Source organism: Lysobacter firmicutimachus (genome assembly GCF_037027445.1).
In the GTDB taxonomy this organism is placed as follows: domain Bacteria; phylum Pseudomonadota; class Gammaproteobacteria; order Xanthomonadales; family Xanthomonadaceae; genus Lysobacter; species Lysobacter firmicutimachus.
In genome coordinates this window covers 2737276-2761936 of the sequence record NZ_JBANDL010000002.1, presented here as the reverse complement: position 1 = coordinate 2761936, position 24661 = coordinate 2737276, and the positions used below count along the sequence as shown (strand labels likewise).

Annotated in this window: 19 protein-coding genes; 12 read left to right on the top strand and 7 right to left on the bottom strand. The window is 69.4% G+C overall.

Features of this window, described 5'->3' with window-relative positions; translation table 11 throughout:
- The first annotated feature begins 47 nt into the window (after positions 1-47).
- The 6 genes from V2J18_RS12175 to V2J18_RS12150 all read left to right on the top strand — a co-directional run bounded on the left by V2J18_RS12175 (position 48) and on the right by V2J18_RS12150 (position 5204).
- Positions 48-668: a glutathione peroxidase gene (locus V2J18_RS12175; RefSeq protein WP_064748310.1), complete on the top strand. Its 621-nt coding sequence runs from the start codon at positions 48-50 to the stop codon at positions 666-668.
- A gap of 193 nt (positions 669-861) precedes the next feature.
- Positions 862-1806 (top strand): FKBP-type peptidyl-prolyl cis-trans isomerase, encoded by a 945-nt coding sequence (locus tag V2J18_RS12170; RefSeq protein ID WP_064748309.1) that lies wholly within the window; start codon positions 862-864, stop codon positions 1804-1806.
- A gap of 118 nt (positions 1807-1924) precedes the next feature.
- Entirely contained in the window at positions 1925-2752 is an 828-nt protein-coding gene (locus V2J18_RS12165) for an FKBP-type peptidyl-prolyl cis-trans isomerase (protein WP_222423762.1), read from the top strand.
- A 75-nt stretch (positions 2753-2827) separates the two neighbouring features.
- A complete protein-coding gene (locus V2J18_RS12160; RefSeq protein ID WP_064748307.1) occupies positions 2828-4174 on the top strand; it encodes a UDP-glucose dehydrogenase family protein in 1347 nt (448 codons plus the stop codon).
- A gap of 36 nt (positions 4175-4210) precedes the next feature.
- Positions 4211-4441, top strand: a complete 231-nt coding sequence (locus V2J18_RS12155) for a SlyX family protein (protein WP_064748306.1) — start codon at positions 4211-4213, stop codon at positions 4439-4441.
- 37 nt (positions 4442-4478) lie between these two features.
- Positions 4479-5204 carry a DUF2058 domain-containing protein gene (locus V2J18_RS12150; protein WP_064748305.1) on the top strand — a complete coding sequence of 242 codons (726 nt, stop codon included), beginning with the start codon at positions 4479-4481 and terminating at the stop codon, positions 5202-5204.
- 302 nt (positions 5205-5506) lie between these two features.
- On the opposite strand, the gene V2J18_RS12145 is transcribed toward V2J18_RS12150, so the two are convergent.
- Together V2J18_RS12145 and V2J18_RS12140 are read right to left on the bottom strand one after the other, a co-directional pair.
- The gene (locus tag V2J18_RS12145) at positions 5507-6334 is read right to left on the bottom strand and encodes an alpha/beta fold hydrolase (RefSeq protein ID WP_064748304.1); all 828 of its coding nucleotides are present in this window, start codon (positions 6332-6334) and stop codon (positions 5507-5509) included.
- 121 nt (positions 6335-6455) lie between these two features.
- A complete protein-coding gene (locus tag V2J18_RS12140) occupies positions 6456-7247 on the bottom strand; it encodes an SDR family NAD(P)-dependent oxidoreductase (RefSeq protein WP_064748303.1) in 792 nt (263 codons plus the stop codon).
- Between the two features lie 124 nt (positions 7248-7371).
- Between V2J18_RS12140 and V2J18_RS12135 the strand changes: the two genes are divergently transcribed.
- The 3 genes from V2J18_RS12135 (at position 7372) to V2J18_RS12125 (ending at position 9864) form a co-directional block, all read left to right on the top strand.
- Positions 7372-7914 (top strand): TetR/AcrR family transcriptional regulator, encoded by a 543-nt coding sequence (locus V2J18_RS12135; RefSeq protein ID WP_064748302.1) that lies wholly within the window; start codon positions 7372-7374, stop codon positions 7912-7914.
- A 160-nt stretch (positions 7915-8074) separates the two neighbouring features.
- A complete protein-coding gene (locus V2J18_RS12130) occupies positions 8075-8905 on the top strand; it encodes a right-handed parallel beta-helix repeat-containing protein (RefSeq protein WP_064748301.1) in 831 nt (276 codons plus the stop codon).
- A gap of 131 nt (positions 8906-9036) precedes the next feature.
- Positions 9037-9864, top strand: a complete 828-nt coding sequence (locus V2J18_RS12125) for a right-handed parallel beta-helix repeat-containing protein (RefSeq protein ID WP_336131898.1) — start codon at positions 9037-9039, stop codon at positions 9862-9864.
- A 79-nt stretch (positions 9865-9943) separates the two neighbouring features.
- Here V2J18_RS12125 and V2J18_RS12120 read toward each other — a convergent pair whose 3' ends face one another.
- The 4 genes from V2J18_RS12120 to V2J18_RS12105 all read right to left on the bottom strand — a co-directional run bounded on the left by V2J18_RS12120 (position 9944) and on the right by V2J18_RS12105 (position 15798).
- On the bottom strand, positions 9944-10666 hold the full coding sequence (locus tag V2J18_RS12120; protein ID WP_336131897.1) for a hypothetical protein: 723 nt from the start codon (positions 10664-10666) through the stop codon (positions 9944-9946).
- A gap of 138 nt (positions 10667-10804) precedes the next feature.
- A complete protein-coding gene (metH, locus tag V2J18_RS12115) occupies positions 10805-13576 on the bottom strand; it encodes a methionine synthase (protein ID WP_336131896.1) in 2772 nt (923 codons plus the stop codon).
- Between the two features lie 142 nt (positions 13577-13718).
- Entirely contained in the window at positions 13719-14825 is a 1107-nt protein-coding gene (locus tag V2J18_RS12110) for a homocysteine S-methyltransferase family protein (RefSeq protein ID WP_336131895.1), read from the bottom strand.
- Between the two features lie 10 nt (positions 14826-14835).
- Positions 14836-15798 carry an ArsR/SmtB family transcription factor gene (locus V2J18_RS12105; protein ID WP_064748296.1) on the bottom strand — a complete coding sequence of 321 codons (963 nt, stop codon included), beginning with the start codon at positions 15796-15798 and terminating at the stop codon, positions 14836-14838.
- Between the two features lie 418 nt (positions 15799-16216).
- Between V2J18_RS12105 and V2J18_RS12100 the strand changes: the two genes are divergently transcribed.
- The 3 genes from V2J18_RS12100 to V2J18_RS12090 all read left to right on the top strand — a co-directional run bounded on the left by V2J18_RS12100 (position 16217) and on the right by V2J18_RS12090 (position 24243).
- Positions 16217-17377 (top strand): acyl-CoA dehydrogenase family protein, encoded by a 1161-nt coding sequence (locus V2J18_RS12100; RefSeq protein WP_064748295.1) that lies wholly within the window; start codon positions 16217-16219, stop codon positions 17375-17377.
- A gap of 452 nt (positions 17378-17829) precedes the next feature.
- Positions 17830-22689, top strand: a complete 4860-nt coding sequence (locus V2J18_RS12095) for an NAD-glutamate dehydrogenase (protein WP_336133102.1) — start codon at positions 17830-17832, stop codon at positions 22687-22689.
- A 774-nt stretch (positions 22690-23463) separates the two neighbouring features.
- Complete coding sequence (locus V2J18_RS12090; protein WP_064748293.1) at positions 23464-24243, top strand: NAD kinase; 780 nt, start codon at positions 23464-23466, stop codon at positions 24241-24243.
- A 9-nt stretch (positions 24244-24252) separates the two neighbouring features.
- Here V2J18_RS12090 and V2J18_RS12085 read toward each other — a convergent pair whose 3' ends face one another.
- Positions 24253-24648: an NUDIX domain-containing protein gene (locus V2J18_RS12085; protein ID WP_336131894.1), complete on the bottom strand. Its 396-nt coding sequence runs from the start codon at positions 24646-24648 to the stop codon at positions 24253-24255.
- Positions 24649-24661: the final 13 nt, after the last annotated feature.

Genomic DNA, 24661 nt, shown 5'->3' with positions numbered 1-24661 from the left:
GGCCGCCCGGTCCCGACCGGGCTTCCCCCTCGCGACGGAGCCTGTTCATGTCCCAGACCCCGCAGTTGCGCCCCGCGGCGCGCCCCCGTCCGGCCCGTCGGGCCGCCATCGCCGCGTTGTGCCTGGCCGTGCTGGCCGCCGGCTCGGCGATCGCGGCCGCCAGCGGCCTGCTCGATCGCAGCTTCCGGCCGTTGGCGGGCAAGACCCCGGTGAATCTGCAGGCGCAGTACGGCGGCCAGGTGCTGCTGGTGGTCAATACCGCCAGCAAATGCGGCTTCACCCCGCAATTCGAAGCGCTGGAAGGCCTGCAGGCGAAGTACAAGGGGCGCGGTTTCGCCGTGCTCGGCTTCCCCTCGGGCGACTTCCGGGCGCAGGAGTTCGATGACGAGAAGCAGATCCAGGCGTTCTGCACTCTGACCTACGGGGTCAAGTTCCCGATGTTCGAGAAGGTCCACGTGGTCGGCGAGCAGGCCACGCCGCTGTATCGCGACCTGGCCAAGGCCGCCGGCGGCGAGGCGCCGAAGTGGAATTTCCACAAGTATCTGATCGGCCGCGACGGCCGGCTGATCGCCAGCTACGGCAGCAAGACCGCGCCGGACGATCCGGCGCTGGTCGCGGCGATCGAGCGCGCCCTGGCGGCGCCGCGCCCGGGCGCGGCCAAGCGCTGAGCCCGGCCGGCGGATTTGCGCGCACGGTCGGGTTTCGGCCGCGCGCGGCCGGGACGGATGCGGAACTTCGCAGCTTGCGCGACGTCACACTGGAACATTGCCGCCATAGCGCCGGCCCGCGACAATGACGGGCTTGCGCCGGACTGCGGCGTATCGATACACCACCAGGACTGCAACCAGGAGCAGGACCCCGATGAAGGCTTTCGTGCGCGGCGCGGCCGTGTTGATCACCACTGCGACGCTGTTCGGCGGCGTCGCCTCTGCCCAGGAAAAGACCGTGCTCGCCAACGATCGCGAAAAAGTCAGTTACGCCATCGGCCTCGACGTGGCCAGTTCGCTCAAGCCGGTCGGTCCCGACCTCGACACCGCCGCGTTCGAGCGCGCGGTCAAGAACGTGTTCGACGGCGGCAAGCCGCTGATCGGCCAGGACGAAGCGCGCACCGTCGACCAGGCCCTGCGCGCGCGCATCGCCGCCCGCGACGGCAAGCCGGTGCAGGGCCAGGCGCCGGGCGCCAAGCCGCCGGAAGTGGCCAAGGACAAGGTCGGCCTGCTGATCGGCACCTACATGGTCGGCCCCTCGCTGCAGCAGATCAAAGGCGAGATCGAACTGCCGGTGCTGGTGCAGGCCCTGCGCACTTCGCTGGCCGGCGGCAAGCCGCTGCTGGCCGAGGGCGAGGCGCGCACCGTGCTGACCGGCTTCAGCGAGCGCCTGCAGGCCAAGATGAAGGCCGAGGCCGCGGTCGCCGGCGAAGCCAACCTGAAGAAGGGCAAGGAATTCCTGGAAGGCAACAAGAAGGTCAAGGGCGTGTTCGTGACCGGCTCGGGCCTGCAGTACATGGTGCTGCGCCAGGGCTCGGGCGAGCGTCCCAAGCCGACCGACAAGGTCAGCGTCAACTACAAGGGCACGCTGCTCGACGGCAGCACCTTCGACAGTTCCTACGATCGCGGCCAGCCGGCCGAATTCCCGGTCAACGGCGTGATCCAGGGCTGGCAGGAAGGCCTGGCGCTGATGCCGGTCGGCAGCAAGTTCAAGTTCTGGATCCCGGCCGAGCTGGCGTACGGCCCGTCGGGCGCGCCGCCGAAGATCGGCCCGAACGCGACCCTGGAATTCGAAGTCGAACTGCTCGATATCCTCTGACCGGTCGCCGCGCAGACTCGTTGCGTTCAGCTGCCGGCTGGCAGTTTGTGCCGCCGGGCCGGTTCCCATTCCGTTTTCGCTTTTCCGTATTCAGGAGTGCAGTTTGATGAAGCCTTTCATGCGTAACGCCGCCTTCGCCGTGGCCGTGGGTTCGATGGCGCTGTTCGCCGCCGGCTGCAACCAGGCCGGCAAGCCGGGCGACAAGCCGGCCGCCGACGCCAAGGCCGCGACCGAGGCCAAGGGCGCCGAGGTCAAGGCGATCGGCGGAATGAAGACCGAGAAGGAGCAGGACAGCTACCTGATCGGCATGGACATGGGCCGTTCGCTGGAACTGCTGAAGGACGACCTCGACCTGGCCGTGCTGCAGAAGGCCATGCAGGCCAACATCAAGGGCGAGAAGCCGCTGCTGAGCGAAGAGGAAGCGCGCCAGATCCGCGAGCGCCTGCAGAACAAGGTGCGCACCAAGCAGATGGAAAAGATGGTCGCGATGGCCAAGACCAACCAGGAAGAGGGCGACAAGTTCCTGGCCGCCAACGGCAAGAAGCCGGGCGTGGTGACCACCGCCTCGGGCCTGCAGTACCAGATCGTCAGCGAAGGCAAGGGCGCCAAGCCCAAGGCCAGCGATACCGTGCGCGTGCACTACAAGGGCGCGCTGCTCGACGGCAAGACCTTCGACAGCTCCTACGACCGCAACGAGCCGGCGGTGTTCCCGCTCGGCGCGGTGGTGCCGGGCTGGCAGGAAGGCATCGCGCTGATGCCGGTCGGCAGCAAGTTCAAGCTGTGGATCCCGAGCAAGCTCGGCTACGGCGAGCAGGGCACCCCGGGCGGCCCGATCGGCCCGAACGCGACCCTGGTGTTCGACGTCGAACTGCTGGACATCGTCAAGCCGAACGCGCAGGGCGCCGAATCGGCCGCGATGGGCACCCAGCCGCCGCAGCAGAAGTGAGCCTCGCGCGCGCCGCGTCCCCACGGACGCGGCGCGCCGCCCAGGCGCCGCGACACCCAGCACTGAGAGCAACGAATGCGCGTCACCATCTTCGGTACCGGCTATGTGGGTCTGGTCACCGGAACCTGCCTGGCCGACGTCGGCCACGACGTGGTCTGCGTCGACATCGACCAGGCCAAAGTCGAAGGCCTCAACCGCGGCGTGATTCCGATTTATGAGCCCGGCCTGGAGCCGATGGTCAAGGCCAACCACGCCGCCGGCCGCCTCCATTTCACCACCGACGCCGCCAGCGCGATCGGCCACGGCGACCTGATCTTCATCGCCGTCGGCACCCCGCCGGACGAAGACGGCAGCGCCGACCTCAAGTACGTGCTCGCGGTCGCCGCGACCGTCGGCCGCCACATCGAGCGCCCGGTGGTGGTGGTCAACAAGTCGACCGTGCCGGTCGGCACCGCCGACAAGGTCCAGGCCACCATCGCCGCGGAACTGCGCGCGCGCGGCCTGGAGATCGCCTTCGACGTCGCGTCCAATCCCGAATTCCTCAAGGAAGGCGATGCGGTCAACGACTGCATGCGCCCGGACCGCATCGTGGTGGGCTCGTCCAACCCGGCCGCGGTCGAGAAGCTCAAGCGCCTGTATGCGCCGTTCAACCGCAACCACGAGCGCATCGTGGTGATGGACGTGCGCTCGGCCGAGCTGACCAAGTACGCGGCCAACGCGATGCTGGCGACCAAGATCAGTTTCATGAACGAGATCGCCAACATCGCCGAGAAGGTCGGCGCCGACGTGGAGATGGTCCGCCAGGGCATCGGTTCGGACCCGCGCATCGGCTGGCACTTCATCTATCCCGGCGCCGGCTACGGCGGTTCCTGCTTCCCCAAGGACGTGCAGGCGCTGGCCCGCACCGCCCAGCAGCACGGCTACGGCGCACGCCTGCTGGACGCGGTCGAGGCGGTCAACGACAGCCAGAAGGGCCATCTGTTCGAACTGATCCAACGCCATTACGGCGGCGACGTGAAGGGCAAGACCTTCGCGGTCTGGGGCCTGGCGTTCAAACCCAACACCGACGACATGCGCGAGGCGTCCAGCCGCACCCTGCTGGCGCAGCTGTGGGCGGCCGGCGCGCGCGTGCGCGCCTACGATCCGGAAGCCAACGAAGAGGCCGAGCGCATCTTCGGCGAACGCGAGGATCTGGTGCTGTGCGATTCGGCCCGCGCCGCCCTGGCCGACGCCGACGCGCTGGTGGTGGTGACCGAGTGGAAGCAGTTCCGCAGCCCGGATTTCGTCCGCATCCGGCAAGCTCTGGCCGACGCGGTGATCTTCGACGGTCGCAACCTCTACCACCCCGACGAAGTCGAAGCCGCCGATCTGGCGTACTACGGCATCGGCCGCGGCCGTTCGATCCTGATCGACGCCGGCTGAGCCGCCGCGCCGCCTTTTTCACGTCCGAGCCGAACCGTGACCACCGAACTCGACCAGCGCCTGATCGACCTGGAAACGCGGCTCGCGTTCCAGGAGCACGCGCTCAACGAACTCAGCGACGCGCTGGCCGCGGCGCGCAGCGAAGAAGCCCGCAATTCGCTGCTGCTGCACCGCGCGCTCGACGAGATCAAGCAACTGCGGTCCGCCATGGCGGCCACGCCGCTGACCGGCGACGCCGCCGCCGAACCGCCCCCGCCGCATTACTGAGCGCTTTGCGCTCGCACCGAACCTCAAGTACCGAATCATGAGCGACAGTCTGCGCGACCAATTGCTGGGCCTGGGTTTCAAGCCCGCGCCCAAGCCCGAACGCCCCGAGCGCAAGCCGGACGAACGCCGCGGCGGCAAGCCCGGCGCACGCGCCGAGGCCAAGCCGGGCGCGCGCCCGGGCCCGCCGCGCCATGACGCGCGCAAGCCTGGCGGGCCCCGGCCCGACGGTGCCCGGGCCGAAGGCCGTCCGGCCGGCGGTCACAAGCCGGGCGGCGCCAAGCCCGGCCAGGGCCGTCCGGGACAAGGCCGCCCGGGCCAGGGCAAGCCGCGCACGCGCGAGGACATCGACCTGGCCAAGGCCTATGCGATCCGCGCCCAGCGCGAGAAGGAAGAGCGCATCGCCGCCGAACAGGCCAAGCAGGAAGAGGCGCGCCTGCGCCGCGAGGCGCGCGCCAAGCTCGCCGAGTTGCTCAAGGACCAGGCGCTCAACGCCGCCGACGCCGAGATCGCGCGCCACTTTCCGTACGGCGGCAAGATCAAGCGCATCTACGTCACCGAGGCCCAGCTCAAGCAGCTCAACGCCGGCGAACTCGGCGTGGTGCAGATGGAAGGCCGCTACCTGTTGGTGACCGCGGCGATGCTGGCCCAGGCCGAGGCGGTGTTCGCGCCGGCGGTGGCGCTGAAGGTCGATCCGAACGCGCCGGCCGAAGAAGACCCGTACGCCGATCCGCAGTACCAGGTGCCCGACGACTTGGTCTGGTGACCCTGTCGCGCGCCGGGCCTGGGCGTCCGGCGCGCGCTCCGCATCCATCGACAGCGGCCCCGGGCCGCTGTTTTCGTTGGCGCCGGCGAACGCGGACGGCCGCGCTCGCTGCGGCGCTTGATGCGGTGCAGCGGCGGACGTCGCGGCCGGGCGGAATCGGCGGGGTGGAATCGGCCGGGCGGAATCGGCGTGGCGGATGCCGCGCGCGAAGGGCGGCGGTGAGGGGGCGATGGCGAAGGGGCGGCCGAGGCATGCCCGCATGCACGAGCCCGGGCGATGGCGCCTGCGCGGGATGTCCGCCCTCAGCGCCGCTCGTGCGCGGCGAGGCGATCGATCATCGCCTCGATCGCCCGCGCCGTGTCCAGCGGCCGCTCCATCGGGAACAGGTGGCTGCCTTCCAGCCAGCGCCAGCGTTCGCCGACCAGGCGCCGGGTCGCGGCGTGGCCGGCATGGCGCAGCTCGCGCGAACGGGTGCCGGCGAGGAAGCCGACCGGTACCGGTACCTGCGCCACCCGGTCGCTGAGCGCGGTGGTCGGCAGGCTGCGATAGATCCGGTACTCGACCTCGCGCTCGAAGGCCAGTTCGCGCGACCCGTCGTCGACCGCGCGGGTGCCGTGCTCGACATAGGCGTCCAGCACGCGCCGGTCCCAGCGCGCGAACGCCGGCTTGGCGAGGAAGTGCGCGCGTACCGCATCCGGGTCGGGCCAGTGCCGGCGGCGTTGCAGGGTGGCGCGGGTCGGCATGACCAGATTGTCCAGGCCGGTGCGGCGGCCGATCTGCACCAGGCGCGCGCGCCAGCCGGCGATCAGCGGCGAATCCAGCATGACCACGCCGGCCACGCGTGCGCCCAGCGCGCTGCCGGCCAGGCGCAGCGAAGCCAGCAGGCTCAGATAGCCGCCCAGCGAATGCCCGACCAGCCAGATCCGACCGGCGTCGCCGGCCGCGGCGCCGATCCGCGCGCTCAGTTCTTCCACCAGGTGCGGCCAGTCGCGGGTGACAGGGTAGCGCGGGTCGTGGCCGATCCGCTCCGGGCGTTCGATCCGGAAGCGTCCCGCCAGCGATTCCAGCATCAGGTCGTAGACCGGGGCCGGAAAACCGTTGGCGTGGGAGAACAGCAGCAGATCGGTCATGAGGCAGGCGCGGCATCGCGGATGCCGCCGCGGGAATGCGGTGCGGGGCGCCAAACATACCATTGCGTACTGTTTGGCGACAGCGTGCGTTCCCGCGGCGGCGCGTGCGTCCGGGCCGGGCTCAGCCGCGGTTGCGATAGCGCTCGGCGGCGTGCGATTGGGCGAAGTTCGGCAGCATCGCCCGGCGTGCGCCTTCCAGGGCGGTCCATTGCGCCTCGTCCGGCAGCGGCGGGATCGTCACCGGCTCGCGGCGGTCGTAGCCGAGCAGGGCGGCATCGACCAGTTCGTCGACTTCCATGACGCCCTGCAGGGCGTTGACGTCCTTGCCCGAGCGTTCCCAGATCTCGGTACGCGTCGCCGCCGGCAGCACCGCTTGCACGTACACGCCGCGCGGGCCGAGTTCGACCTGCAGGGCCTGGCTGAAGTGCAGGACGAAGGCCTTGGTCGCGCCGTACACGGCCATCGCGAACTCCGGCGCCAGCCCGACCACCGAGCCGATGTTGACGACGGCGCCGCGGCCGGCGGCGGCCAGCTTGGGCGCGATCGCCGCGGCCAGCCGCGCCGGGGCGACGGCATTGAGCGCGATCAGCTGGCCGACCCGCTCCGGACCTTGTTCGAGGAAGCCGCCGGCGAGGCTGGCGCCGGCGTTGTTGACCAGCACTTCGATCGCGGCGTCGTCGCGCAGCCGCGCTTCGACCGTCGCCAGAGCGGCCGGGTCGCTGAGATCGGCGGCGAGCACATCGACCCGGACGCCGGTTTCGGCGCGCAGGCGGGCGGCCAGGGCGTCCAGGCGCGCCCGATCGCGCGCGACCAGGACCAGATCGTGGCCGCGATGGGCGAAGCGGTCGGCATAGACGGCACCGATGCCGCTGGAGGCGCCGGTGACCAGGACGGTGGGAAGCGGGGTGGGCATGGGAACGGGCCTCGGGGCTGGAGTGAACGGGCGGGAGGGCGAAGGGGTTTATTCATGATGAGTATCATGTTTGATTTATCATGATGGTCGTCATGTAACATGTCAAGCCGTCGCCGGAGGTGCCATGAAAGTCAGTCGCGAACAGGTCGGCGAGAACCGCCGGCGAATCCTCGAAGCCGCGGCGCGGCTGTTCCGCGAGCGCGGATTCGAGGCGGTGACAGTGGCCGAGGTCATGAAAGCCGCCGGATTGACCCACGGCGCCTTCTACGGCCACTTTCAGTCCAAGGACGATCTGATCGCGCAAGCGCTGGCGCATGCGCTGGCCGCGACTCAGGCCCCGGACGACCCGGCGGCGTTCCTCGCCGCGTATTTGTCGCCCGAACACTGCGCCGATCTGGCCGGCGGTTGCCCGACCGCGGGCCTGGCGGCCGAGACCCTGCGCCAGGCGCCGCAGGCGCGCGCGGCGATGACCGCCTTCCTGCGCCAAGCGCTGCGGGCGATGAGCGCGTCGGCGCCGGGTGCGAACGAGGCCGAACGCCGCCGTCATGCGATCGGGCGATGGTCGGCGATGGTCGGCGCGTTGATCCTGGCGCGTTCCAGCGACGATCCGGACCTGTCGGCGGAAGTGCTGGCGCAGACCCGCGCCTGGATCGAAGCCCGGCCCTGACGCCGACGCTGCGCGCCTGCGGTTCGCGTCATCGGAATCGCGAGATGAGATGCGCCTCGTGCATACTCGCCGCGCGCGGCGATCCTGCGTTCGCCGCGTCCGCGATCGGCCCTCGCCGATCGACCGGCATCGATGGACCTATCGACAAGAGAGGGATTTCATGCGCATCGTTTCCCGTGCGGGATTCGCCCTGGCCGCCGTCTTCGCCAGCGCTTCGGCCGCCGCCTGCGACTTCGTGCTCCAGCCCGACCAGCGCGACATCTACGCCCCCGGCAAGTACTGCCTGTTCGCCGACCGCGATCTGCCGATCGAAATCCGCAGCGACGACGTCGAGCTCGATTGCCGCGGCCGCCTGCTCGGCAACGGCGCCGGCTCGTCCTGGGACGCGGCCGTGACGATCGCGCCGCGTCGCGGCGTGACCGTGCGCAACTGCCGCATCGAGCAGTGGCCGCGCGGCGTATACGTCGACCGCGCCAGCGACACCCAGATCGTCAACAACACCGTGCTGCGTCCGCAGTCGGTCGGCGTGCTGGTGCAAGGCAACGACCTGGCCGAAGGCGACGGCGTGCGCCTGATCGGCAACCGCATCGCCAACTACGGCAACCAGGGCGCGATGCAGCCGGTGACGGCGATCCGGCTGCAGGGCGCCAACCGCCTGGAGGCGGTCAACAACGTGGTCGCCGGCTTCGGCGGCGAAGGCGTGGTCCATGTCGAGCATTCGGCCGACGTGCGCCTGACCGGCAACCAGGTGCTGGATTTCGAGTCGGGCGTCGGCTCGGCCTTTTATCTCGACCGCTACTCGCCGCGCACTCGCCTGGTCCACAACACGGTGACCGCGCTGCGGCCGTACAACGTGCGCGGCATCGAAGGCGACGGCGTGCGCGATGCGACCTGCATCGAGAACGTGTTCGTCAACACCACGCCGTCGAACCTGGAGCAGTGCGCGTCCAAGCGCAACAACATCGAGCAGCTCAGTCCGTCCGTCCCTTGAGTCGTGGAGTTGATCCCGCGCCGCGGCGCCGGTCGCGGCCAGGGAGACGTCGCGGGTTCATCATCGCGATGCGGACGAGACGCCGGGGAGGCGTCCCGTCCGCGATTGGACAACTCACGAAGAGGAACTTCATGCGAATCATCGCCATTACCGGCCTGGCCCTGTCGGGCCTGATGTTCAGCGCATCCGCGTTCGCCTGCGAAAACGTGCTGGATCCCCAGCAGGTGCAGGTGTACCACCCCGGCAAGTACTGCCTCAGCGCCAACCGCATCCTGCCGATCGAGATCCAGGGCAGCAATATCGAGCTGGACTGCCGCAGCCGCAGCGTAATCGCACCGCCCGGCGCCGGCGCCGGCCCCGCCGGCATCCGCGCGCACGGCGAGAACGTGATCGTGCGCAATTGCCGCGTCGACGGCTTCGACCACGGCATCGAGCTGGACGCGCGCGGCGCCTCGCAACTGGTCAACAACACCGTCGTGCGGGCCAAGCAGGCCCCGCTGCTGGTGCACGGCAACCGCGACCCCTATGCCGAGCCGATCCGGATCACCGGCAATCGGGTGTTCGGCTATTTCGACGTCGAGCCGGCATGGAGCCAGCAGCCGGCGATCCAGGTGATCGGCCTCAACCGCGCGATCCTCAGCAACAACGTCGTCGCCGGTTTCCGCGGCGGCCGCAGCGGCCTGATGCTGGTCGACGCGCCGGACACGCAGCTGATCGGCAACCAGTTCCTCGACTTCGAGGGCAGCGACCGGATGATCCGGCTCGAGCAGTCGCCGCGGGCGCGGGTGGTGCACAACACCATCATGCAGCGCGATCCGAGCGTGCTGCAGGGCATCGCCGGTGCGGTCGACGCGACCTGCGTCGAGAACGTGTTCATCAACACCCAGCGTTCGGGCTTCTCCGAATGCGCGGTGACCCGCCACAACGTCGAGCGTCCCTTGCCGCCGCAGGGGCCGTAAACCGCGGCGCCGAAACCCCCGTCCGCCATGGCGGCGCCGCCGGTCCTGCACGGGCCGGCGGCGTACGCTGGCGCGGCGCTCAGTCCAGCGCCGAGCTCAGCCGCGCGCGGGCGCTGTGCGCCAGCGTGCGCACGGTCGACACGCCCAGGTCGCGGATGATGCGATGGGTGGCGTGCGGGATCGGCGAGTCGTCGATGTCGTGCGGCGCGATGTTCTTGCCCGGCACGCCGGGCAGGAACTCGATCCCGGCGGCGTGGTAGCAATGCTGGACCAGGGCCGAGCAGTACAGCGCGCCTTCCTTGGCCAGCAGATTGCTGCGCCGGCGCAGGCGCCGGCTGTGCATCGCCATCAAGGTACCGACCAGCTCGCTGATCGAATAGCTCGACAGCCCGGCCAGCAGGTCCAGCCCGGCGACCTGGACTTGGCGGATCTGGGTCTCGTCGAGACCGAAGTCGAGAATCGCCACGTTGGGGAAAGCCTCGGCGTCGTAATAACGCGCGACCCGGTTTTCCTGCACGCCGAGGCGGATCTGCCGGTAGCGCAGGTCCAGGTCGGACTCGATCACCCACCACTGGCCGTCGCTGCGGCGTTCGTTGAACAAGAACGCATGCGACCACAGGCTGCGGTGGCCGTCTTCGGTCAGCGGCGCCTGCGCCTTGCGGATCAGCTTGTTGATGAAATCGCGGCCGCCGCACAGGCCGATCCGTCCGGGACCGGCGTGTTTTTCGATGAAGGCGGCGTTGCCGCGCGGGTCCGAGGACGACTCGGAGGCGATGTCTTCGGGCAGGAGAATGTCGCTCATCCTGGCAACTCTCTGGGTAACGGCGGCAATGGCGCGAGGCGGGGCGGCCGGGACAACGTCAGGCCCGCCCGGCGCCAGGCGCGGCTGCGAAATCCAGGACAGGGTCTGCGTGCAGGCGGGCCCTGCGGCCCGCGCGGCTCACTCGGGATCGTAATCCAGATTCGAGGCCAGCCAGCGTTCGGCCTGGGCCAGGCTCACACCCTTGCGCCGGGCATAGTCCTCGACCTGCTCCTTGGACACCCGTCCGACCACGAAGTACTGGCTGTCGGGATGGCTGAAGTAGTAACCGGACACCGCCGCGGCCGGATACATGGCGAAGCTCTCGGTCAGTTCCAGCCCGGCGTTGGCGCCGGCGTCGAGCATCGCGAACAGGCTCGCCTTCTCGCTGTGTTCCGGGCAGGCCGGATAGCCCGGAGCGGGGCGGATGCCGCGGTAGCCTTCGTCGATCAGCGCCTCGTTGTCCAACGCCTCGTCGCTTGCGTAACCCCAGAATTCCTTGCGCACGCGCTCGTGCAGGCGTTCGGCCAGGGCCTCGGCGAAGCGGTCCGCCAGGGCCTTGAGCATGATCGCGTTGTAGTCGTCGTGGTCGGCCTCGAACCGGGCCACGTGCGGCTCGATGCCGAGGCCGGCGGTGACCGCGAACGCGCCGATCCAGTCCTGCCGGCCGCTGTCCCGCGGCGCGATGAAATCGGCCAGGCAAAAGTCCGGCCGGTCGGCCGGCTTGTCGGTCTGCTGGCGCAGGAAGTGCAGGGTTTGGGATTCGAGATCGGGGATTGGGGATTCGACGCGGCGAGGGGCAGGGGCGGCGAATTGCGGCGCATCGCCGGTGCCCGAGGCGGCGCCGCCCAGATCGACCACCACATCGTCGCCGGCCGCGTTGGCCGGCCACAGGCCGAACACCGCTTTGGCCGAGATCCACTTCTCTCCGACGATCTTGGCCAGCATCGCCCGCGCGTCCCGGTACAGTTCGCTGGCCTGGGCGCCGACGATCTCGTCGCTGAGGATCGCCGGGTAGCGGCCGGCCAGTTCCCAGGTGTTGAAGAACGGGGTCCAGTCGATGTAGTCGACCAACTCATCCAGCGAATAGTCGTCGAACGCATACACGCCCGGCGCCAGTTTCGGCGCCGGCGGCGCGTAGTCGGCCCAACGGCCGTCGAAACGCTGGCCGCGGGCCTTGTCCAGCGAGACCAGGCGCTTGCCGTCGCCGCGGTTGCGGTGGCGTTCGCGGATCTCCGCGTAGTCGGAGGCGTTGGCGGCGACGAAGGGCTCGCGCAGCTCGATCGAGATCAGCGACTGAGCCACGCCGACCGCGCGCGAGGCGTCCTTCACCCAGATCGTCGGCGCCTGGTAGTGCGGGTCGATCTTCAGCGCGGTGTGGGCGCGCGAGGTGGTGGCGCCGCCGATCAGCAGCGGCATGGTGAAGCCCTGGCGCTGCATCTCGCGGGCGACATGGCTCATCTCTTCCAGCGAGGGCGTGATCAGGCCGGACAGGCCGATCAGGTCGGCGTTCTCGGCGCGGGCGCGGTCGAGGATGGTCTGCGCCGGCACCATCACGCCCAGGTCGACGACCTCGAAGTTGTTGCAGGCCAGGACCACGCCGACGATGTTCTTGCCGATGTCGTGCACGTCGCCCTTGACCGTGGCCATGACGATCTTGCCGTTGGACTTGCCCGCGTCGCCGGTGCGCAGCTTCTCGGCTTCGATGAAGGGCAGCAGGTAGGCGACGGCCTTCTTCATCACCCGCGCCGACTTGACCACCTGCGGCAGGAACATCTTGCCGGCGCCGAACAGGTCGCCGACCACGTTCATCCCGGCCATCAACGGGCCTTCGATCACGTCCAGCGGACGGCTGGCCTCGGCCCGCGCGGTCTCGGTGTCCTCTTCGATCCATTGATCGATGCCGTGGACCAGGGCGTGGCTGAGGCGCTCGCGCACCGGCTTGTCGCGCCAGCGCAGGTCCTCGGCCTTCTTCTCGCCCTTCTTGCCCTTGTAGCGGTCGGCGATCTCCAACAAGCGCTCGGTGGCGTCGCTGCGGCGGTTGAGCACCACGTCCTCGACCCGTTCGCGCAGATCGGCGTCGAGGTCGTCGTACAGCGGCAAGGCGCCGGCGTTGACGATGCCCATGTCCATGCCGGCGCGGATCGCGTGGTACAGGAACACCACGTGGATGGCCTGGCGCACCGGCTCGTTGCCGCGGAACGAGAAGGAGACGTTGGAGACGCCACCGGAAATATGGCTGTGCGGAAAACGCCGCTTGAGCTCGCGCGCGCCTTCGATGAAGGCGACCGCGTAGTCGTTGTGCTCCTCGATGCCGGTGGCGACCGCGAACACGTTGGGGTCGAAGATGATGTCTTCGGGCGGAAAGCCGACTTCTTCGGTCAGCAGGCGATAGGCGCGCGAGCAGATCTCGACCTTGCGCTCGACCGTGTCGGCCTGGCCGGCCTCGTCGAAGGCCATGACCACCACCGCGGCGCCGTAGCGACGCACCAGCCGCGCCTGGCGCAGGAACTCGGCCTCGCCTTCCTTCATCGAGATCGAATTAACGATGCCCTTGCCTTGCAGGCACTTCAGCCCGGCCTCGATCACGCTCCACTTGGAGCTGTCGACCATCACCGGGACCCGGGCGATATCCGGTTCGGCCGCGATCAGGTTGAGGTAGGCCACCATCGCCTGCTCGGAATCGAGCAGGCCCTCGTCCATGTTGACGTCGATGACCTGGGCGCCGTTCTCGACCTGCTGGCGCGCGACCGCGACCGCCTCGTCGAAGCGGCCTTCCAGGATCAGTTTCTTGAACTGCGCGCTGCCGGTGACGTTGGTGCGCTCGCCGACGTTGACGAAATTGCTTTCGGGCGTGATCTGCAGCGGCTCCAGGCCGCTGAGGCGGGTGTGGCGGGGGAGAGCGGAGGTCATCGGTGATGTCGAGTTGCGTTCGCTGCCGTTTGCTCGTCGTCCCCGCCAGGGCGGGGACCCAGGGCGCTATCGCGGCATGGCTCTGAAGTCTCTGGATTCCCGGTTGCGCGGGAACGGCGGCAGGAGGGCGGCACGGAGAAGGTCACGCCGCCGCGTCGATCAATTGCAGCCGCGCCCGCGGCGCCACGCCCTCGACCGCCTGGGCGATCGCGGCGATGTGCGCCGGGGTGGTGCCGCAGCAGCCGCCGACCAGGTTGAGCAGGCCGGCGCGGGCGAATTCGCCGAGCACCGCGGCCATGTCCTCCGGGGTCTCGTCGTAGCCGCCGAAGGCATTGGGCAGACCGGCGTTGGGATGGGTGCTGACGCAGGCGTCGGCGATCTGCGCCAGCACGTCGATGTGCACGCGCAGGTCCTTGGCGCCGAGCGCGCAGTTCAGCCCCACCGCGGCCGGCTGCACGTGCCGCACCGAGTACCAGAACGCTTCGGCGGTCTGTCCCGACAGGGTGCGCCCGGAGGCGTCGGTGATGGTGCCGGAGATCATCACCGGCAGGCGCGCGCCGCGGGCGTCGAAGGCCTCTTCGATCGCGAACAGCGCGGCCTTGGCGTTGAGGGTGTCGAAGATGGTCTCGACCATCAGCACGTCCGCGCCGCCGTCGATCAGGCCGTCCGCGGCCTCGCGATAGGCCTCGCGCAACTGGTCGAAGCTGATCGCGCGGTAGCCGGGGCGGTTGACGTCCGGGCTCAGCGAGGCGGTGCGGCTGGTCGGGCCGAGCACGCCGATCACGAAGCGCGGCCGCGCCGGGTCGCGCGCCTCGATCTCGTCGCAGACCGAGCGCGCCAGCCGCGCGCCCTCCAGGTTGAGTTCGCGCGCCAGATGCTCCAGGCCGTAGTCTTCCAGCGAGATCGTGGTCGAGTTGAAGGTGTTGGTCTCGACCAGGTCGGCGCCGGCCTCCAGATACTGGCGATGGATGCCGGCGATGATGTCGGGCCGGGTCAGGGTCAGCAGGTCGTTGTTGCCGCGCTGGTCGCGCGCGCAACCGCAGCCGTCGCCGTGGGCGTGGTCGTCGCCGTGCGCCGCGTACAGCCGGTCGTAGCCGTGGGCGAAACGCTCGCCGCGGTAATCGGCTTCCTCCAGCGCATGCTGCTGGATCATCGTGCCCATCGCGCCGTCGATGACCAGGATGCGCTGCGCCAGCCCCTGCAGCAGGGCCTGGGCGCGTTCGGGATGAAGCCACGGCAGGTGTTTCATCGACGGGTCCTCACTTCTTCGCAGGCTTGCGCGCCGGCTCGGCGGCGGGCTTGCGCGCCATCAGCGCGATCACTTCGAAATGCGGCGGGCGGCGCTCGCGGGTCACGGTCTCGCAGCTGACGATCTCGAACCCGGCCTTGCCGGCGAACTTCTGCAGGTCTTTCTCGGAGAAGCCGAGGTTGACGTGACCGAAGGCCTCGACCGCGCCGCGATGCTCGTGGCGGGCCAGGCTGGTCAACAGCAGGCGGCCGCCCGGGCGCAGCACGCGCGCGGCTTCGGCCACCGCCTGGGCGGGGTGTTCGGCGTAGGTCAGGGCGTGCATCAGCACCACCAGGTCGAAACTGGCGGGGTCGAAGGGCAGGGCGTGCATGTCGCCCTCGCGGACTTCGACGTTGCGCAGCTTGCGCAGGCGCTCGGACGCCGCGGCCACCACCTTGGTGCTGGCGTCGAGGCAGACGTAGCGGTTCGAGTGCGGCGCCAGCAGTTCGGCCAGCACGCCGTCGCCGGAAGCGATGTCGAGCACGTCGCCGGGCTGCAGCAAGGGCAGGGCCGAGCGCGCCAGCGCCTCCCAGGTGCGCCCCGGCGAGTAATGGCGCTCCATGTCGCCGGCGACCGAGTCGGCCCAGTTCTGGTCGGAGGCGCGCATCGCCAGAACCCCGGCCACGCGCTCGGCGTCCTGGCGCAGCAGCGGGTCGTCGCTGCCGGTGCTCAGGGTCTGCCACAACGCGCGCTGCGCCTGGTCGAGCGCGGCCTCGTCGAAACGGTAGTAGGCCGAAACCCCGGCGCGGCGGTCGCGGACCAGCCCGGCCTCCTTGAGCTTGGACAGGTGGGTGGACACGCGCGGCTGCGCCAGCCGGGTGATCGCCGACAGCTCGGCCACGGTCAGCTCCTCGCGCTCGAGCAGCGCGAGCAGCCGCACGCGGGTGGCGTCGGCGAATACTTTGAGTCGGGAGGACCAGCCTTCGAGATCCATGCTTTGGTCGGGATTCGGGATTCGGGATTGGGGATTCGTGAAAGCGGTTGCGTCGGGGCGGGGAGATTGGGCTTTGCGAATCCGCAATCCCGCATTCCTATTCCGGCATTCATCAACGTATCGCGATATAGCGATAAGTGTGTGCCGGCCGTGCGCCCAGGTCAAGTCGTGCGGCGGTGCAGCAAGCCGCAACGGCGACTGAAGCGCGTCGGCCGCGCACGGATGACGCCAGATCCGGGCAGCCGGACGGGTGGGGTTATTCGGCGCGCGCGGCTACAATTCGCCGTCGCGGTCCGGGCAACGGAGCGCGGACCAGGACGCAGAACCAACGCGCCGGTCGTTCCGGGATGCGGCAGCGCCGAAGAGCGCGCCGCGATGGGGGAACGGCCGCAGCGCTCAAACCCAGCAGAGGTGCGACGTGGATTTTGGCTTTACCGAAGAGCAGTTGATGATCCAGGACGTGGCGCGCCGTATCGCCCAGGAAAAGATTGCTCCCAGCGCCGAGCACCACGACCAGACCGGCGAGTTCCCGCTCGAGAACATCCGCACCCTGGGCGAGAACGGCCTGATGGGCATCGAAGTGCCGGCCGAGTACGGCGGCGCAGGCATGGACCCGATCAGCTACGTCCTGGCGATGGTCGAGATCGCCGCCGGCGACGCCGCCCATTCGACCATCGTGTCGGTCAATAACTCGCTGTTCTGCAACGGCATTCTCAAGTTCGGCACCGAGGCGCAGAAGCAGCTGTACGTGCGCGCGATCGCTGAGGGCCGCGAGATCGGCGCCTTCGCCCTGACCGAGCCGCAGTCGGGCTCGGACGCCACCGCGATGCGCTGCAAGGCGGTCAAGCAGGCCGACGGCAGCTTCGTCATCAACGGCAAGAAGAGCTGGATCACCTCCGGCCCGGTCGCCAAGTACATCGTCCTGTTCGCGATGACCGACCCGGACAAGGGCGCGCGCGGCATCACCGCGTTCATGATCGATACGGCCAAGCCGGGCTTCCACCGCGGCAAGACCGAGCCCAAGCTCGGCATTCGCGCCTCGGCGACCTGCGAAATCGAATTCGAGAACTACGTCGCCGCGGCCGAGGACGTGCTCGGCGACGAGGGCCACGGCTTCAAGATCGCGATGGGCGTGCTGGACGCCGGCCGCATCGGCATCGCCAGCCAGGCCATCGGCATCGCCCGCGCCGCCTACGAGAAGACCCTGGAGTACGTGCGCGAGCGCAAGGCCTTCGGCCAGCCGATCGGCGCGTTCCAGATGACCCAGGCCAAGATCGCCGACATGAAGTGCAAGCTCGACGCGGCCCTGCTGCTGACCTTGCGCGCGGCGTGGCAGAAGGGTCAGGCCGACAAGCACGGCGGCCGCTTCAGCAACGAAGCGGCGATCGCGAAGCTGACCGCCTCGGAGGCGGCGATGTGGATCGCCCACCAGGCGGTGCAGATCCACGGCGGCATGGGCTACTCCAAGGAAATGCCGCTGGAACGCTATTTCCGCGACGCCAAGATCACCGAAATCTACGAAGGCACCAGCGAAATCCAGCGCCTGGTCATCGCCCGCAACGAAACCGGCCTGCGCTGAAGCCCCAGCCCGATGAAACGTTTCGGCTCGTCACGGCCCACCGCCTGTCCTGAGGACGGCGGCATGGGCCTGCGCGTCGCGGACGACGTCGCCGTATCCGGTCCGCGCCCGACGGCGCGCGGCCGCGCGGGGGCGTCGCTCGACTACGGCGCCGCGTCCATTGCCGCCCTGCAAGCCCGTCATTCCCGGCACTCACCTCTCTCTGGCCCGCGCGAAAGCGTGGGCCTCATTCCATCCGGATCGCCAACGTTCCCATGAGCAATAAAACCAAAGCTTCCAAGTCCGAACCCGCCAAACCGGCCGCCAAGGCCGTCAAGCCGGCTTCGTCCAAGCAAGCCCCGGTCAAGCAGGCCGCGCTGAAGCCGGCCGCCAAGTCCGCCGCGGCCAAGGCGCCGCGCACCGCGGCGGCCGCCGAAGCGCAGGCCGTCGACCTGAGCCCGATCGTCGAAGCCATGCGCAAGCGCCTGCCCAAGGCGCGCCATGCCGAGGCGGAGGCCTTCGCCCAGGCGTTCTACAAGCGCATGAGCGGCGACGAACTGCCGCAGCATCCGGCCGAAGGCTGGGCCGCGCTGGCCGCCGATTTCCTCGATTTCGCCCGCGACCGCAAGCCGGGCTCGGCGCTGGTGCGCCTGTTCAACCCGACCCTCAAGGCGCAGGGCTGGGAATCGCCGCACACCGTGCTGCAGATCGCCAACGACGACATGCCGTTCCTGGTCGACTCGGTGACCATGGCCCTGGCCGACCAGGGCATCGGCGTGCATGTGCTCGGCCACCCGGTGGTGACCTTCCTGCGCGACAAGGCCGGCAAGCTGGTCGCGGTCGGGCAGGGCGTGGCCGAGTCGCTGATGCACCTGGAGATCGACCGGCAGACGCCGGAGGCCATGGCTGCGATCCGGCAGTCGCTGGAGACCGTGCTCGCCGACGTGCGCGCGAGCGTGCGCGACTGGGCGCAGATGCGCGAGCGCATGAACGCGGTCGCCGACGAACTGGTCGGCGAACGCATGCCGATTTCCGAGGAGGGCAAGCGCGAAGCGCAGGCCTTCCTGCACTGGGCCGCCGACAACCATTTCACCTTCCTCGGCTATCGCGAGTACGAGGTGGTCAAGCAGGGCGGCCAGGACGTGCTGCGCGCGATCAAGGACAGCGGCCTGGGCCTGCTGCGCGGCAAGGACGCGGGCAAGCCGCGCCCGCTGACCTCGCTGGCCGCGCATTACATGCCGCAGTCCGGTTCGGTCGACGCGTTGATCCTGACCAAGACCAATGCGCGCTCGACCGTGCACCGTCCGGGCTACATGGATTACATCGGCGTGCTGAGCTTCGACGCCGACGGCCGCCCGGTGGCGGAGAAGCGCTTCCTCGGCCTGTACACCTCCAGCGCCTACAACCGTCGCCCCTGGGACATCCCGCTGGTGCGCCAGCGCCACGCCTATGTGATGCAGCAGTCCGGCCTGGCCGCCGACAGCCACAGCGGCAAGGCCCTGCGCCATGTGCTGGAAACCCTGCCGCGCGACGAGCTGTTCCAGTCCAGCGAGGAGGAGTTGTTCAAGACCGCCTCGGGCATCCTCGGCCTGCAGGAGCGCGTGCGCAGCAAGCTGTTCCTGCGCCGCGACCGCTACGGCCGCTACTTCTCGGGCCTGGTCTACATCCCGCGCGAACGCTTCAACACCGACGTGCGCCTGCGCGTGGAGGCGATGCTCAAGGACAAGCTGCACGGCGAGCATGTCGACACCACCGTGCACATCGGCGAATCGCCGCTGGCCCAGCTGCACCTGATCGTGCGGCCGAAGTCGGGCGACGCGGTGCAGATCGACAATGCCGCGATCGAGGCCGAACTGGCCGAAATCGTGCGCAACCGCCAGGACGAGCTGCGCGACGCGCTGGTCCGCGGCCACGGCGAGCAGCAGGGCCTGGCGCTGGCCCATCGTTACGGCCGCGCCCTGCCGGCCGGCTACATCGACGAAGTTTCGGCCTCGGTCGCCGCCCAGGACATCGCCCACCTGGCCGCGCTCAGCGGTCCGGACGACCTGCGCCTGAGCCTGTGCCGGACCCGCCCGGGCGAGGGCGGCCTGCGCTTCAAGTTCTACCGCCAGCTCGACGACATCCCGCTGTCGGATGCGCTGCCGATGATGGAGAACATGGGCCTGCGGGTGATCTCCGAGCATCCCTACCGCCTGACCGTCGACGGCCAGCCGGTGTACATCCAGGACTTCGAAGTCGAGACCACCACCCAGGACATCGACGTCGACCGCCTCGACGAAACCTTCGAGGACGCGTTCGCGCAGATCTGGCGCGGCAACGCCGAAAACGACGGCTTCAACCGCCTGATCCTGGCCGCCAACCTGTCCTGGCGCCAGGTCGCGATGCTGCGCGCCTACTGCAAATACCTGCTGCAGGTCGGCGTGCCGTTCTCGCAGAGCTACGTCGAAGAGACCTTCAGCCGCTACCCGCTGCTGGCGCGCCTGCTGGTCGAGCTGTTCGAAGCCCGCTTCGACCCGACCACCGGCAGCGAGAGCAAGGTCGAGATCAAGGCCGGCCAGGAGCGCTTGAAGGAGCAGTTCGAGGTGCTCGCCGGCGGCGACGCCGCGGTCATGGCGGTGCTGCAGCCGGTGCTCGACGCCCGCAGCGGCAAGCGCGAGGCCCAGGCTGAAGCGACCCTGGGCGCGCTCAAGGGGCTGCTCGACCGCGTCTCCAGCCTCGACGAGGACCGCATCCTGCGCAGCTTCATCGGCGTGATCAACGCCACCCTGCGCACCAGCTACTACCAGCGCGCCGCCGACGGCGGCGAGCGCGGCTACGTCAGCTACAAGTTCGATTCGGCCCAGGTGCCGGACCTGCCCAAGCCCAAGCCCTACCGCGAGATCTTCGTCTACGGCCCGCGCGTGGAAGGCGTGCACCTGCGCTTCGGCCCGGTCGCCCGCGGCGGCCTGCGCTGGTCGGACCGCCGCGAAGACTTCCGCACCGAGGTGCTGGGCCTGGTCAAGGCGCAGATGGTCAAGAACACCGTGATCGTGCCGGTCGGCTCGAAGGGCGGTTTCTTCGCCAAGCGTCCGCCGCTGGGCGGCGACCGTGACGCCGTGCTGGCCGAGGGCATCGCCTGCTACAAGATGTTCATCAACGGCCTGCTCGACATCACCGACAACATCGTCGACGGCAAGATCGTGCCGCCGAAGAACGTGGTGCGCCACGACAACGACGATCCGTACCTGGTCGTCGCCGCCGACAAGGGCACCGCGACCTTCTCCGACATCGCCAACGGCATCGCCGCCGAGCACAAGTTCTGGCTCGACGACGCCTTCGCTTCCGGCGGCTCGGTCGGCTACGACCACAAGGGCATGGGCATCACCGCCAAGGGCGCCTGGGAGTCGGTCAAGCGCCACTTCCGCGCCATGGGCCGCGACAGCCAGAGCCAGGACTTCACCGCGGTCGGCATCGGCGACATGTCCGGCGACGTGTTCGGCAACGGCATGCTGCTGTCCAAGCACATCCGCCTGGTCGCGGCGTTCGACCACCGCCACATCTTCCTCGACCCGAACCCGGACGCGGCCAAGACGTTCAAGGAACGCGAGCGCATGTTCAAGCTGCCGCGCTCGAGCTGGGACGATTACGACAAGAAGCTGATCAGCAAGGGCGGCGGCGTGTATCCGCGCTCGGCCAAGTCGATCCCGCTGTCGCCGGAAATCAAGGCGGCGCTGGGCATCGAGGGCGCGGTCGCGGCGATGAGCCCGGTCGAGCTGATGAGCGCGATCCTCAAGGCCCCAGTCGACCTGCTGTGGAACGGCGGTATCGGCACCTACGTCAAGGCTTCCAGCGAGTCCAACGCCGACGTCGGCGACCGCGCCAACAACGGCCTGCGCGTCAACGGCAGCGATCTGCGCTGCAAGACGGTGGGCGAGGGCGGCAACCTGGGCCTGACCCAGCTCGGCCGCATCGAGGCCGCCCAGCACGGCGTGCTGCTCAACACCGACTTCATCGACAACTCGGCCGGCGTGGACACCTCCGACCACGAGGTCAACATCAAGATCCTGCTCAACGGCCAGGTCCAGGCGAAAAAGCTGACCCTGCCCGAACGCAACAAGCTGCTGGCGTCGATGACCGACGAAGTGGCCGGCCTGGTGTTGAACGACAACTACCGCCAAAACCAGGCGATCAGCCTGATGGAGCGGATGAGCCTGAGCCGACTGGGGTCCAAGCAGCACTTCATCCGCACTCTGGAGTCGCAGGGCCTGCTCGACCGCCAGATCGAGTTCCTGCCCTCGGACGCCGAGATCGCCGAGCGCAAGGCGCGCGGCCAGGGCCTGACCCGCCCGGAACTGTCGGTGCTGCTGTCGTACTCCAAGCTGGTCGCGTTCCAGCAGATGCTCGATTCGGACGTGCCGGAAGACCCGTACCTGTCCAAGGAACTGGTCCGCTACTTCCCCGAGCCGCTGCAGAAGAAGTACGCCAAGGCGATGGAGAACCACCGCCTGAAGCGCGAGATCATCGCCACCGCGGTGACCAACTCGACCATCAACCGGATGGGCGCGACCTTCCTGCTGCGCATGCAGGAAGACAGCGGCCGCACCCCGGGCGAGGTCGCCAAGGCCTTCACCATCACCCGCGAGACCCTCGATGCGCGCGCGCTGTGGGCGCAGATCGACGCCCTCGACGGCGTGGTCGCCGAGTCGACCCAGATCGACGCCCTGCAGGTGATCTGGAACCTGCAGCGCTCGTTCACCCGCTGGCTGCTGTCGCGGCCGGGCGCGATTCCGGACATCACCACCGCGGTCGAGCGCTACCACGACGGCTTCAAGGACATCCGCGCCGGCAAGGGCATCCTCGGCGATGGCCAGCGGCCGGCGCACGACGCCGCCTACGCCGACTGGAGGGCCAAGGGCGTGCCGGAGGCGCTGGCGGCGCAGTTGGCGGCGTTGCCGTACCTGGAGCCGAGCTGCGACATCATCGAACTGGCCCGCGAGCGCAAGCTCAAGCCGGTCGAGGTGGCCAAGGTTCACTTCCGCCTCGGCGAAGCGCTGCGCCTGCCGTGGCTGCAGGAGCAGATCGACGCCCTGGTGGTCGACGGCCGCTGGCATGCGGTCGCGCGCGGCGTGCTGCGCGAGGAACTGTCGACCCAGCAGCGCGTCCTGGTCGGGCAGGTGCTGAAGATGCCGGGCGCCACCGCCGAGGCCAAGGTCCAGCAGTGGCTGGGCCGCGACGACCAGTCGCTGCGCTTCACCCTGGCGATGCTGACCGAGCTGGCCGCGCAGAAGAGCCTGGACTACCCGACCGCTTCGGTCGCGGTGCAGCGCCTGTCGCAGTTGGCGGCGCGCGGCTGATCGAGCGTGGGGCCGACCGTCGGGCCGGCCCCGAGCGGCGGTTGATAGCCATCGAGCCCTCTCCCGCAAGGGAGGGGGCTTTTTGTTGCCGGGGTACGGGCGCCGCAAGCGTCGTCCTCTTGTAGGAGCGGCGTGAGCCGCGACCGCAGAACGGCGGCCGATCCGGGCCGGCGCCGCAGCCGAGCCGGCGCGGTCGCGGCTTACGCCGCTCCTACAGGGATCGCTGCGCTCGAGCCCTCTCCCGCCAGGGAGGGGCTCTTTGTTGTATGGCTATGGGCGCAAGCATCGCCCCTCTTGTAGGAGCGGCGTGAGCCGCGACCGCAGAACCATGGCCGATCCGGGCCGGCGCCGCAGCCGAGCCGGCGCGGTCGCGGCTTACGCCGCTCCTACAGGGATCGCTGCCATCGAGCCTTCTCCCGCCAGGGAGGGGCTCTTTGTTGTATGGCTATGGGCGCAAGCATCGCCCCTCTTGTAGGAGCGGCGTGAGCCGCGACCGCAGAACCACGGCCGATCCGGGCCGGCGCCGCAGCCGAGCCGGCGCGGTCGCGGCTTACGCCGCTCCTACAGGGATCGCTGCGCTTGCGCCGTGGCTGTGGCGACGCGGTCGCGGCTTGTGACCAGAGGGAATCCCTGAGGGACGCCGCTCCTACCCTGGAACGGTGCGGCGCGTCCTGCGGAATGCGTCCGCAGGCCGGCATCGGCGAGGCGCGACGGGGCGTGCGGAAACCGCCACGGCCGGCGGGTTATGCTGGCGGCCTGTTCACGGAGCCGCCGATGACCGCGACGCCCCGCATCGCCTTCCTCGCCAGTCACACCGACGATGCGCAGCGCGCGCTCGCCGTCCTGTCGGCCCGGCACGGCCAGCACGAACCCGGCGATGCCGATGTGCTGGTCGCCCTCGGCGGCGACGGCTTCATGCTGCAGACCCTGCATCGCCACGGCGCGCTGGGCAAACCGGTATACGGCATGAAGCTGGGCACGGTCGGCTTTCTGATGAACCAGTACGCCGATGCCGGCGACGGCCTGCTCGAACGCCTGGCCGCGGCCGAACCGGCGGTGCTGCGGCCGTTGGAGATGGTGGCCCAGACCGAGTCCGGCGCGACTTTCGGCTCGCTGGCCTATAACGAGGTCTCGCTGCTGCGCCAGACCCGCCAGGCCGCGCACCTGCGGATCGACCTCAACGGCCAGACCCGTCTGGACGAGCTGATCTGCGACGGCGTGCTGGTGGCGACGCCGGCCGGCAGCACCGCCTACAACTTCTCCGCGCACGGGCCGATCCTGCCGCTGGGTTCGGCGGTGATCGCGCTGACCCCGATCGCCGCGTTCCGGCCGCGGCGCTGGCGCGGCGCGCTGCTCAAGGCCGATACCGAGGTCAAATTCCGCGTGCTCGACCCGTACAAGCGCCCGGTCAGCGCCACCGCCGATTCGCACGAGGTGCGCGACGTGGTCGAGGTGATGATCCGCGAATCGCGCGACCGCACCGTGACCCTGCTGTTCGACCGCGAGCACAACCTCGAAGAGCGCATGCTGATCGAGCAGTTCACCAGCGGCTGAGGCCGCGGCTCAGGCCAGTTTCAGCAGCAACTCGCGCATCCAGGGATCGGACAGGTCGGGTCGCGCGGCGGCCTGCGCCGGCTCGAACCAATGCAGGCAGCGGTGCTCGTCGCCGCAGGCCTGCGGCTCGCCGCGCCAGGCGTCGACGCGATAGATCCGCAGCCGGATGCCGTCGCGCTCCACTTCGGCCAATGGCGCGCAGACGTCGATGCGAACGCCGGCTTCTTCTTCGATTTCGCGCCGCAGCGCCTGTTCGGGCGTTTCGCCCGGTTCGACATGGCCGCCGAGCATGTCCCAACGGTTCGGCGCCAGGCGCTTGAAGCCGGCGCGCAGGCCCAGCAGCACCAAGCCGTCGCGCATCAGTAGGGCGCCGACCAGACCGACGCGGTGGCTTTCGGAGTTCATGTCGGGTCGGCTC